Source organism: Chromobacterium sp. Panama (genome assembly GCF_003052555.1).
Lineage (GTDB): Bacteria > Pseudomonadota > Gammaproteobacteria > Burkholderiales > Chromobacteriaceae > Chromobacterium.
The window spans coordinates 1,672,880-1,685,206 of record NZ_QARX01000001.1; the positions used below are offsets into that span (position 1 = coordinate 1,672,880).

Sequence of the window (12,327 nt, forward strand, 5' to 3'; positions counted from 1 at the left end):
CGGCTTCCCGCCGGGTCCCGTCAGGCCCGAGGCGCGGCTGAACTCGCGATTTGCTAACGTCAAATCGCTCAAACAGGTCAGCCGCTTAAGACCTCGGGCCTGCCACCCGACGGCAGGCTTGAAGGGACCTGGGGCGCGTCGGATACGCGGCTTCCTGTGTATCAAACCGTGTTTCAAAGCGCGGACGAAAGATCGTACACAGGTTCTCAGGCCCATCCAGCCCGGCAACGCCAATCTTCCCCCGCGTGGTGGCGGCCTCAAAACCCGTAAGGCCATATTGAACACGCCCGGATAGCCGATGCGCCGTCGCCATGAGCGATTCCTGAATGTTTCCCCCCGCCGACCGCTGTTAAATGACAGCGACGACGGTCATTTCACACCCAAGACAACCGTCGTCTCTAGCCAGCTCTGCCGGGTTGGTGACAGCGACTAGGAGAAGTTTGATGAACCCTGAAGACAGTGTCAGCGACGACCGCCTGGCAGAGATGGTCTGGGATGCGGTAAGCGCGGGAGCCACCCTGAAAGACGTGCACGGCATTCCGCCGGACATGATGGAAGGCCTGTACGCCCACGCTTACGATTTTTACAACAAGGGAAGGCTCGACGAGGCGGAAACCTTCTTCCGCTTTCTGTGCATCTACGACTTCTACAACCCCGACTACATCATGGGGCTGGCCGCCGTGTGCCAGCTCAAGAAACAGTTCCAGAAGGCCGCCGATCTATACGCGGTGGCCTTCGCCCTGAGCAAGAACGACTACCGGCCAGTGTTCTTCACCGGGCAGTGCCAGCTGTTCATGCGCAAGGCGGCCAAGGCCAGGCAGTGTTTTGAGCTGGTGTGCGAACAAAGCGACGACGAGTCGCTGCGCGCCAAGGCCCAAGTGTATCTGGACAGTTTGCAGGAGACGGAGGCCGAGCAATCCCGTCAGCAGGAAAAGGAGCAAGCATGAGCGGTAACACTATCGGTCAAAGCTTCAATCTTGACAGTGCCAAGCTGGCGAAAGCGCTATCGGGTAACACCCAGGCGAGCGAGAAATTCGTCGACGCCGCGCAGAAGTCGGCGCAAGCGCTGTTCACGATGCGCGTCAGCGACGACGCCGGCGCCGCCAAGCCGCGCAGCGACTTGAACACGCCGCCGCTGACCCAGCCCACGGCCAAGGCCAAGGAAGAGCTGGACGGCGCGGGCAAGCTGACGTTGCTGCTGGGACAGTTGATGTCCTTGCTGGGCAATGTCTCGCTGTCGCAGCTGGAAAGCCGCATCGCCACCTGGCGCGCGATGATGGAAGCGCAAGTGGCGATGGGCCAGAAGCTGTCGGATGAGTTGCAGCAGGTGATCGGCGAGGCGGAACAGGCCACCGAGGCCTACCAGACCGCGCTGGGCGATTTGAAAACGGCCAAGGCCACGCTGGACGCGGCCAAGCAGAAGCTGGCCCAGGCTCAGGCCAAGCTGGACGGGCTGACGCCGGAAGACGCCGGCTACCAGCAGGCGCTGGCGGCGCGCGACCAGGCCGCCAACGAGGCGCAGGCTGCTAAGCTCAAGGCCGACAAGGCGGAACAGGCCGCCACCGACGCGCACAATTTCGCCAAGGACAAGGCCGACAAGGCCGACAAGCTGTTGACTCAGGCCCATGGGCTCAACGTCAAGGGCAGCGGGGTGCCGCAGGGCGCGGAGGAGCACCTGACCAGCGTGGCCAAGCTGACCATGTTGATGGCGATGTTCGTCGAGATGGTGGGCAAGAACAGCGAAGAAAGCCTGAAAAACGATCTGGCATTGTTCCAGGCCATGCAGGAAGGCCGCCAGAAGGAAATGGACAAAAAATCCGCCGAGTACCAGGAAGAAGTGCGCAAGGCGGAAGAACTCAATCGCATCATGGGGTGCATTGGCAAGATTCTAGGCGCGGTGCTGACGGTGATCAGCGTCGTGGCCGCAGTATTTACCGGCGGCGCCAGCCTGGCGCTGGCCGCGGTAGGCGTCGCGCTGATGGTGGCGGACGAGGTGGTCAAGGCCACCACCGGGGTGTCCTTCATGGAAGAGGCGTTTAAGCCCTTGATGGACACGGTGCTCAAACCCTTGATGGACCTGATAGGCAAAGCCATCACCAAGGCGCTGGAAAGCATGGGGGTGGACAAGAAGACCGCCGAGCTGGCCGGCTCCATCATCGGCGCGGTGCTGGCCGCGGTGGCCATGGTCGCGGTGATTGTGGTGGTGGCCGTGGTGGGCAAGGGCGCCGCCAGCAAGCTGGGCGGCGCGCTCAGCAAGCTGATGGGCGACGCCATCAAGAAGATGCTGCCCAATGTGCTGAAGGAACTGGCCAAGAACGGCAGCAAGATGTTGACCCAGGGCTTCCAGCGCCTGGCCAACAGCCTGGGCCTGCGCACCGACGCCGCCTCCAAGCAACTGATGACCAACACCCTCAACTGGGTGGCGGTGGGCGGAGAAGTGGCGCATGCCGCCACTCAGGCCGGCGGCAATGTGGCGCAGGGCGTGTTCATGAAGAACGCCAGCGACGCGCTGGCCGACTTCACCCTGGCGCGCGCCGCGATGGAGCAGATCGAACAATGGCTGAAGCAGACGGTGGAAGTCTTCGCCAGCACCCAGAAAGTTACCCAAGACCTGACCACGATGATGTCTTCCGCGTTGCAGCAGAACGCCGAAGCCGGTCGTTTCGTGCTGCGTCAGAGTCACGCTTGAGTTAGGAGAGAATATTATGGCAACTATTATCGGCAGTGTTTCCACCCACAATCCGTTTCCGGCGGCGCTTGAATCCGGAACGGCTGAAAAATCCCCTGTCGCCAAGTCCTTGGTGGACATCAAGGACATCCTGCCCATCCTGAACGGCGCCGGCCGCGACGGTAAGGGGCTGGCCGAGGCGATGAGCGGGCCGCAATTGCGCCCGCCGTCCGCCGAGGTGAGCAAGCAGGTGACCGACGCGCTGAAGAGCTACCTGAGTGAAAAAGCCCAGGACCCGGCTTTCGTCCTGGATCTGGGCCCGGTGTATCAGAAGGTCGAGTCCGGCGTCAGCAAGCTGGTGGATGACAAGGTCAAGGAGCAGGCCGAGCAGGGCAAGCCCTTCGACATCAGCGGCATGGCGCCCAACGGCGCGGCGCTGATGGTGGCCGCCATTGTCTTGATGTCGGCGTTGCGCACCGCCGACAACACGCTGAGCAGCAAGCTGTCGCTGGTAGGCTTCGACGCCACCAAAGCCACCGCCGCCTCCATGGTGCGCGAGGGCGTGGCCAACCTGTCCAGCAGCATCGCCCAGGGCGTGGGCCAGATGGGCCTCACCGGCGTCGGGGCCAAGAAGAATCTGAGCGGCTTGAGCGCTGAACGCGGCGCGCTGAAGAACAACGCGCCCAAGCTGACCAAGCTGGGCGATGAGGGCCGCAATATCCAGTCCGCGCTGGGCCGCCAGAACACCGTCAAGCTGGGCACCGACGCCGACAGCCTGAAGCAAGTAGGCCTGAAGCCGCAGCAGCCGGGTGCGGCCAAGCCGGCTGCGGGCGACTTGAACGCGCAGTCCAACGCCGCCGGCAGCGTGGCCGACGGCATGGCCGGCGGCAAGATCGACCTGCAGTCCAGCAAGCAGCGTTTGTCCAAGGAGCATGAAACCGCGCTGGGCGGCGCCGGCGAGAACTTGTCGGTGAAGGGACAGGCGGAACAACTGGCCATGGAGGACACCAAGCTCAAGGCCGAGGCCAAGAAAACCACCGGCCGGGCCATCATGGACAGCTCGTCCGCGGCCAGCAATATCGCCGGCGGCTCCGGCCGCTACGCGGCCACGCTGGAGCAGTCCGAGCAGCAGATCAGCCAGGCTTCCAGCCGCGTGGCCAATACCGCCTCCGAGGAAACCCGCGAGAGCAGCCGCAAATCCGACAGCTTCATCCAGGAGCTGCTGCGCACCTTGGACAGCATCAGCCAATCCAAGAACGCGGCGATGGGCGCGGTGGCCGGCAACATTCGCGCCTGATCCGCTAGCCCGGAACCGGACGGAGCCATCCCAGGCGCCGTCCGCCGGCCCGGCCATCCCGGTCGGGCCGGCCTTCCACACCATTCATCCCGCCAGCGCCTGGGCGTCTGTCTCGGCGCTGGCCAAGCAGGGGAGTCCCCATGAACGGCATTCAAACCACATCCTCCTTGCCGCTGACGCTGCCGCAAACGACGGAAACACCGGCGGCCGCGCCGCGAGCCGATGTCGCCGGCGTCGCCGTTGAAACCCGCGCCGCCGCGCCGCAAGGGCCGGAGCTGCCCGCGCTCAACACCGCTCAGAATAAGGCCGACGCGTTGCGCCAGGCCAACGAGGCCGCCCGCCGCACCGTCGAAGGGCAGACCACCTATGAAAGCAAGCTGGCGGACCAGCGCTGGCAGGCGGCGATTGCCGGCGGCGAGCAGCCGGTGGCCGAGCGGCTTAATTTCCAGCGCGGCGCGCTGACGCGGGCGCAGGACCAGGCCCGCGATATGCAGACGCTGAATACTCAGCAACTCAAAAGCGGTCTGGGCGCTTTGGCGCAAAGCGGCTACGTGATGTCCGCTGAGCAACAGTCTAAGCTGCAGGCGGATATCGCCGACGTGTTCGCCGACGCTCCGCCCATGGCGCGGGAATTTGCCGCGCCGATGTTGTACACGGCCCCGGCGCCGGGTGCGGCCAAGGATATGATTTCCGACCGCGAACTGTGGGACTTGATCAGCGAATCCATCGGCAATATCAAGGACGGCTACTTGGGCGTGTATGAGAACGTGGTGGGCAAATACATCGAGTTCTACCAAGAGTTCAGCGACATCCTGTCCCAGATGGCCGGTTGGATCTCATCCAACGACAAGGGAGACAAAGTCACTTTGAATGTGGGCGATCTGTACGCCGCGCTGAAGACATTGAAGGAGAAATACGAGAACACGGAGTTGTTTGCCAGCACCGCCGATACGCCAGAGAAGGCCAAGGAAGAAGCGGAAAAATGGGCCGCGGAATTGGGCTTGCCCAAGGAATGTGTGAAGGAACAACCCAAGGGTTCAGGCAGGTATGTGGTGGTCATCGACACCGGTCCAGTGGATAAAATGATGAAGGCGCTGGAAGGGCTGGCGGGCAACAAGGTGCCGTCGCAAGGGCAGAAGGTGGAAATGGACAATGCCAAATTCCAGTCCTGGCAGTCCGGCTTCAAGGCGCAGGAGGAAAACCTGAAGAACACCTTGCAGACGCTGACCCAGAAATACAGCAACGCCAACTCGCTGTTCGACAATCTGGTCAAGGTGCTCAGCAGCACCATCAGCAGCTGCACGGAAACCGCCAAGTCCTTCCTGCAAGGCTAAGCGCGGCTGACAAAACTCCCGCGGCGCCGCGCGCCGATTTGCCGTATGACGGCTACCGTCGGCGCGCCTTACCTCAGCCGTAAAACCGACTTCTATTAGCCGCTCTATAAGGCGAAGGAGAACCACACCATGCCCATTAGCGGAGCATCCCCCCTTCTGACGCGCTCTCTGTCCATGCCGGCGGACGCGTCGCGGCGGCCGGCCACCCCGCTCTCCGAGCGTTTCAACGGCGGGCGCAGCAGCGCCGCCACGCCGGCGCGCCGCCACTCGCTGATGGATCCGGCCAGCTTCAAGGCCCAGCACACCCGAGACAGCGTGGCGGCCTTGTTCGCCGCCTCGACGGACGCCAAGGCGCTGGACAAGCTCTACCTGGCTTCGCCCAATGTCTACGCCCAATTGGAAATCGCGGAGTTCGCCAAGGTTTATGCGCAGTTGAAGCAGCAGCCGGATCTGAGCCCGCAGGACGCCAAATCTCTGGACGATCTGGCGCAGCACTACACCGCTCGGGTCCTGAAAGACGGCCTGGGCGCCAAATCCGCCTTCGGCCCGTGGACCCAGAGCACCAATAAGCAATACCAGCTGCGCAATCAGCTGGAGCACAAGCTGGCCTTGTTGGCGCACCAGCATTGCGGCGGCGACACCATGAAGCTGGGCAACGACTTCATGCAGCGCGAGGTCAGCACCTTCATCCTGTCCTATGTCGAGACCCAGCTGGGGCGCTCATTGGACACCGCCACCGGCGAGAAGGTGATGGAACTGGTGGACAGCGCGGCGAAGCTGGCCTTCGACGCGCTGCGCCAGAGCCGCGGCGAGATGCTGGGGCTGAGCGGCCCGAGCCTGGGCCGGCAGGCGCGCGACCTCGACACCGTCGCCATCCTGCCGCAATTGCTGCGCAGCGTGCTGGAGGGGCTGGGGCAAGACCCGAAAGGCCCGCAACAACCGGACCCCGCCCGCGATGGTCAGCCCGATCCCGGCCCGGGCCCTCAACCAGGCCCGACCGAGCCGGGGGGCGCGCAGCAGCCGATGGTGGTGAATAACTACTACACCACCAATAACGATAATCGTCAGGACAATCGTCAGGACAACCGGCGTTGGGACAAGCGCGGCGACATGTATCTGGGCGATGTGAACAAGGGCAACCGCCATCAAGGCGGAGCGCCCTCGCGCCTGGTGACGTCCTTGCGCATGCCGGCGCCGCAAGTCGCCCGCAGCCAGGACTTGCCCAAGCCGCAGCAGGCCACCGTGTCGGAAACGCGCCATCCCTTGCTGGACGCGGCCAGCCAGGTAACGGGCGCCTTGTCCGAGCTGATGAACACGGCGCTGGGCGAAGAAACGCTGCCGGCGCCCACGCCCGGCGCGGCGCAAGCCGGCAAACTGGAAGCGACTGCGCGTCAGGCGCGGATCAGCCAGCCGGCCGCATCGCAATCCGCAATCCTGGGAGGCGCGCCGTCCGGCGTGGAGCAGGGCACGCAGACCGATGGCGGCCAGACTTTGCATCACGCGGCCAGCCAGGTGATGGAGGCGATGTCCGAGCTGATGGGCACGGCGCTGGGCGAGGAAACGCTGACGGCGCCCACGCCCGGCGCGGCGCAGGCGGGCAAGCTGGAGGCGACGGCGAGTCAGGCGCGGCTCAGCCAGCCGGCCACGCGGCAGTCCGCGACTCTCGGCGGCGTGCCGTCCGGCGTGGAACAGGGCACGCAGACCGATGCCGGCCAGGCTTTGCGCGACGCGGCCAGCCAGGTGTCGACGGCCATGTCCGAGCTGATGAACACGGCGCTGGACGAGGAAACGCTGGCGACGCCCATTCCCGGCGCGGCGCAAGCGGGCAAGTTGGACGCGACGGCGCGTCAGGCGCGGCTCGACGCGGCAGCCCAGCCGCAAACCGCCAGCCTAGGCGGGGAGTTCGCCGGGCTGTCCTTCCGTGGCGGCCCGCTGCGCAATCTGCCCAGCCAGGCTTATCTGCGCAGCCAGGTTTTTCATTCGACCTTGGACGGCCATGCCGCCGGCCGGGAACTGATCAAGGCGCTGCGCGACGCGCTGGAGCCCGACGCGGCGCAGCCCTTCGTGCAACGGCGCGAGTTCGAAGCCTTGCGCAACCGGATGTTGCCCAGCGGCCGCATGCAGCAAGACGATTTGCTGCGGCAATTCGCCGACGGCGCGCCGGAAACGCTGGCCGCCGACGCGCGCCGGCTGGGCGGGGTGCTGGCCGAACATCCCGGCCTGGAGCGGCAGCGTCAGGCGCTGGGCGGTTTTGCGCAAACCCTGATTCGGGAAACCAATCTGTTGTCGCCGGGCGGGCGGGCCAATCCCTTGCTGGGCGAGTTCCTGAACGGCTTGGGTCTTCAGCCGCGCAACGCGCCGGCGGTGGATGTCGGCGCTCGCCTGCATCAGGGCGCGCGCGAGGTAGCCGACGGCTTGTCCCAGGTGCTGGACACCGCGGCAGGCCGGCGCGTGGAAGGCGAGTTGCGGGCCGAACGCGTCGATATCCAGCAAGCGGCCAACACGCCGCTGGACCAAGCGGTTCGCTTGTCGGCCGGAGACGCGCCGGCCGCCGATGCCGGCTCGAGTCTGCATCAGGCCGCGCGACAGGTGGCGGATGGCTTGTCCCAAGTCTTGAACGCCGCAGCCGGCCAGAGCGCGGCCGGCGAACCGGAGGCCAATGGACAAGCGTCTCAGCTTGGCCGCGCGCCGACGGCGGATGCCACGGCTCCGACGGCCGAACGAGACGGCGGCGGCTTCGACGGGCTCAAGTTCCGCGACGGCAATCTGTACACGCTGCCGACCCAGGCTTATCTGCGCAGCCGCGCCTTCGCCTTGGACGCCGGCAGCGAACTGATCCGCGCGGTGCGCGGCGCCCTGGAACCCGACGCGACGCAGCCCTTCGCGCAACGGCGCGAGTTTGAAGCATTGCGCAACCGCGTGTTGCCGGGCAACAGCACCCAGCAAAGCGGGGTGTTGAAGGACTTTGCCGACGGCAAGGCGGGCGCGCTGGGCGACGACGCCGCGCAACTGCGGAAAGTGCTGGCCGAGCATCCGGGCTTGGAGCGGCAGCGCCAGGCGCTGGGCAGTTTTGCGCGCACCTTGATCCGCGAGGCCAATCTGCTGCCGCGCGGCAAGCCGGCCAACCCGCTGGTGGTGGAACTGCTGAGCGGGCTGGGCATAGACGCCGCCGCCGAATCACGGCGCGGTGAAGCCTTGAGCTCGTCTTCGGGCGTCACCCTGACCACCGACGGCCTGCATCTCGATACCAACCGCATTCGGGAGCGCAACCGTGTCCGTCAGTCTTGAAGAAAAAGTGGTGGCGGTAATGGCCTGTTGCTTATCGGTGGAGGAGTCCAAGCTGCAGCCGCAGGCGAGGTTGGTGGACGAGTTGTACGCGGACTCGATGGAGCTGCTGGACATGGTGTTGTTGCTGAACGACGAGTTCGGCATCGAGATCGGCGTCGACGACATCGTCGACATCAAGACCGTGGCCCATGTCTGCCAGGTGGTGGAGCGGCAGCTGGCGCGCCGCCTAGCTCAGTCGCCGCTGGGCTCCGCTTGCGGCAGCGCGGCCTCCAGCGCCTGAAGCAGATCCCGCAGCCGGGCGGAGTCCGGCTGCGGCAGGCGCAGCGCGGCTTGCATTTCCGCCGCTAGCGCCGGCAAGCGCGGCAGGCCGGCGCTGAGGGCCACGCCGTGCAGGCGGTGCGCGTAGTGTTCCGCTTGCGGCCAGTCCCGCGCCTGCAAGGCCTGGCGCAGCGCGGCGGCGTCGGCGTCGCAGCTGTGGCTTAGCAACTGCGTCAGCTCGTCGTCGGGCGGGGCCGGCGCGGCGGGCGCCGGGCCGGGCCGGTGGTCCAGCCACAGCGTCATGATCTGTTCCAACTGGGCCAGCCTCAATGGCTTGGTCAGGCAGCTGTCTATGCCGCTGTCCAGGCAGCGCTGCTGGTGTTCTATGCCGGTAGTGGCCGAGATGGCGATGATGGGCAGATAGGGCTGCCACTGCAGCGCCGGGTGGCGGCGCAGCCGCAGCGCCAGCTGATAGCCGCTGATGCCGGGCAGGTTGCAGTCCAGCAGCGCCATCGCAAAGCGCTGGCCCTGATCCAGCAAGGCCAGCGCGGCGGCGCCGTTGTCCGCCGTCACCGCGCGGTAGCCCAGTTGCAACAACTGTTGGGCGATGATGAAGCGGTTGGCCGGCTGGTCCTCCACCACCAGGATGGGGTCGCAGGCTTCCTTGAGCGCCGTCGGCGAGCTGACGGCGTCCAGTTCCGCGTCCGCGGCGGCTTCGGCCGGCGAATGGCGCACCGGCAGCCACAGCGTGACCGTGGTGCCGCGCTCCGGCTGGCTGTCCAGCGCGATGCGGCCGGACATCAACTCAACCAGTTGCCGGCAGATCAACAAGCCCAGCCCGGTGCCGCCGTAGCGTTGCTGGGTATTGTCCGCCTGCGCGTATTCATGAAACAAGCGGGCTTGTTGTTCCGGCGCGATGCCGATGCCGGTGTCGCTGACCTGGATGCACAGCAGCGCCCGTTCCTTTTCTATTTCCTGCAGTTCCAGCCGTAGGCTCACCTCGCCCTGACGTGTGAACTTGACCGCGTTGCTGAGCAGATTGCTCAGAATCTGGCGCAAGCGCACCGGGTCCACCACCAGCAGGCGGCTGCACAAACCCAACATTTCCAGCTGTAGTTCCAGCCCTTTCTTTTCCGCGTAGGCGCGATAGATCGCCGCCACGCCGCTGGCCAGCGCCGCCGTGTCGGTGGCGAGCGGCTCCAGGAGCAGCCGCTGGGCGTTGAGCTTGGACACGTCCAGCACATTGTCCAACAGCTCCAGCAAATTCACCGCCGAGGCGTTGGCCAGCGCCGCCAGCTCGCGTTCGCGCGGCGGCAGCTCGGCCTGGCGCAGCAGCTCCACCGAGGCCAGCACCGCGTTCATCGGCGTGCGGATTTCATGGCTCATCACCGCCAGAAACGTCGATTTCTCCGCCTCGCTGCGCTGGGCGGCGCGGCGTGCGGCGTGGGCGCGCTGAGCGAACACCAGCAGCAAGAGCAGGACCAGGCCGACGCCGGACAGCTCCAGCGCGTAATAACGGGCGATGGAGCGCCAGGAGGGCGCGCCGTAACCGGTGGTTTGCAGCCAGTCTTCCAGCATGTGCTGGGTGTCGTCCGCAGTGAGCTGCGCCAGCGAATCATTGATGATGGACAGCAACTGCGGCTGGTCCTTGTTGATCGCCATTGATACCAGTCTGGGCATTTCGCTGACGCTGCCGGCAATGCGCAGCGAGCCGTAATAGCGGCGGCGGATCACGGACTGCATCACCGCGTCCAGCCCCACCGCGGCGTAGGCCTTGCCGTCCGCCACCGCGTCCAGCGCCGCCAGCGGCGTGGGCGTGGCCACGATGTCCACTGCGGGAAAGTTTTCGCGCAGGAAATATTCGTAAGGGTCGCCGCTTTCCACCGCGATGGTTTTGTCGGCCAGCTTGGAGGTGCTGAACACGATGGGCTTGTCCGGCTGGGTGACCAGCACGGTGCTGCCGGAGAAGTAGGGGTCGCTGAAGCGGATGCGCCGGCCCACCTCCGGCGGAATCAGGCCGGAGGACAGCGCGGTGAGCAGATCGATGCGGCCGCTCAGCATCATGTCCACCGCCTGCTGGCGGTTGGCCACCGGCACCAGCTCGAAGCGCAGGCCGCTGATCTCGGAAATGCGGTTCAGATAAGCCTGGGTCAGGCCGCGGTGCTCGCCGTCCTCCATGTATTCGATAGGCCAGCCGTGGGGGTCTATCGCGTAGCGCACCACCGGGTGCTTGGCCAGCCAGGCGCGTTCCGCCGGCTTGAAGCCGGCGTGGCTCAGACCGGACAGGCAGAAGGCCGGCAGCAGACAGGAGAGCAGCAAGGAGCGCGCGCGCATGGCTTCAGTGGCTGGCCAGCCGGCTTTGCAGCTGGAACAGCTCGTTGTCGCTGCGCAGGCCCAGCTTTTTCAGCGCGGACTGCTTCTGATTGCTGATGGTCTTGATGCTGCGCGAGAACTTGACGGCGATGTCGCTGACCGTCATGCCGTCCAGGCAGCAGCGCAGCACCTCGCGTTCGCGCGGGGACAGTTCCGGATGGTCCAGCAAGCTGCGCAACATGGTTTTTTGCGGCACCGGCAGGTTGGCGCAGCTCTCGTTCAGCGCGGCGCTCATGTCCGGGCTCAGATAGCTGTGGCCGTCGGCCAGCAGGCGGATGGCGGCCACCAGTTCGTCCAGGCTCTGCTCCTTGCCGATGAAGCCGTGAGCGCCGCAGCGCAGCGCCAGCGCCACCGTGGCCGGGGTGTAATAGGCCGACATCACCAGGATGCGCACGCGGGCGAAGCGCCGGCGCAGGCCGCGGATCAGGCTGAAGCCGTCGATGTCGCCGGGGCTGAGCGCGTAGTCGGTGACCACGACGTCGACGCCGTCGTGCTGCTTCAGATGCTGAATCAGCGGCGCGCTGCTGGTGAACTGTCCGGTTACGTTCAAGTCGGTTTCATCGGCCAGGAGGCCGGCCAGGCTGTTCAGCACCATCAGGTGATCGTCCAGCAAGGTGATCTGTATCGGCTGGCTCCGCAATGATTTGGCATCAGGCATATGAGTATCCCAACAGATGGCGGCGCGGCTGCGCCTTGCGCCATGGTTATGTCTCTGAACCTGTGTATTCTGTTGCGCGGGCGGCGGCTCCGGTTTCGCTTCGGCCTCAGGCTTGGTATAGGCCATTACGCAAAGGTTTGGCGGCAGGGAGCGCTTGCGCCGCCGGTCTGGCCGGCTGAGGGAACGGAGGGTGGAATGGCGGGACGGGCCAGGCGCTGCGGCGCGGCCGGCGTCGCCTGCGGCGGGGCCGGAGGCGAAAGCGTGCGCATTCGTGATCTCGTTCCCCGGATTGTTAAAGACAGCCAGCAGGCCATTATTCCGCGCCGGCTGCGCCTTGTGAAGCGATTTCGGCGACGGACGGCGACGCTTAGCGCGCTGGCATGAGGCCGGCGGCGAGGCGCCGCCGCCGGCGCGATGGCGTGTATCGGTTCTTAGAGCGGCTAACAAAATT

The 12,327-nt window shown here is 65.7% G+C and carries 8 protein-coding genes; 6 read left to right on the top strand and 2 right to left on the bottom strand.

The window, feature by feature from the left end; all coding sequences use genetic code 11:
* The first annotated feature begins 443 nt into the window (after positions 1–443).
* From sicA to DB032_RS07665, 6 genes are all read left to right on the top strand, one after another.
* The gene (gene sicA, locus DB032_RS07640; protein ID WP_107798949.1) at positions 444–947 is read left to right on the top strand and encodes a type III secretion system translocator chaperone SicA; all 504 of its coding nucleotides are present in this window, start codon (positions 444–446) and stop codon (positions 945–947) included.
* A complete protein-coding gene (gene sctE / locus DB032_RS07645; RefSeq protein WP_107798950.1) occupies positions 944–2,689 on the top strand; it encodes a type III secretion system translocon subunit SctE in 1,746 nt (581 codons plus the stop codon). Before sicA ends, sctE begins: the two co-directional genes overlap by 4 nt.
* 16 nt (positions 2,690–2,705) lie before the next feature.
* On the top strand, positions 2,706–3,965 hold the full coding sequence (locus tag DB032_RS07650) for an IpaC/SipC family type III secretion system effector (RefSeq protein WP_107798951.1): 1,260 nt from the start codon (positions 2,706–2,708) through the stop codon (positions 3,963–3,965).
* Between the two features lie 140 nt (positions 3,966–4,105).
* The gene (gene sctA / locus DB032_RS07655; protein ID WP_107798952.1) at positions 4,106–5,299 is read left to right on the top strand and encodes a type III secretion system needle tip protein SctA; all 1,194 of its coding nucleotides are present in this window, start codon (positions 4,106–4,108) and stop codon (positions 5,297–5,299) included.
* Positions 5,300–5,428: 129 nt separating this feature from the next.
* The gene (locus tag DB032_RS07660; protein ID WP_107798953.1) at positions 5,429–8,587 is read left to right on the top strand and encodes a hypothetical protein; all 3,159 of its coding nucleotides are present in this window, start codon (positions 5,429–5,431) and stop codon (positions 8,585–8,587) included.
* Positions 8,571–8,867: an acyl carrier protein gene (locus DB032_RS07665; RefSeq protein WP_146176607.1), complete on the top strand. Its 297-nt coding sequence runs from the start codon at positions 8,571–8,573 to the stop codon at positions 8,865–8,867. The genes DB032_RS07660 and DB032_RS07665 overlap by 17 nt, the downstream gene beginning before the upstream one ends.
* Here DB032_RS07665 and DB032_RS07670 read toward each other — a convergent pair.
* Positions 8,819–11,179, bottom strand: a complete 2,361-nt coding sequence (locus DB032_RS07670; RefSeq protein WP_107798955.1) for an ATP-binding protein — start codon at positions 11,177–11,179, stop codon at positions 8,819–8,821. The two genes, DB032_RS07665 and DB032_RS07670, sit on opposite strands and share 49 nt — an antisense overlap.
* A gap of 4 nt (positions 11,180–11,183) precedes the next feature.
* A complete protein-coding gene (locus tag DB032_RS07675; RefSeq protein WP_107798956.1) occupies positions 11,184–11,876 on the bottom strand; it encodes a response regulator transcription factor in 693 nt (230 codons plus the stop codon).
* Positions 11,877–12,327 lie beyond the last annotated feature (451 nt).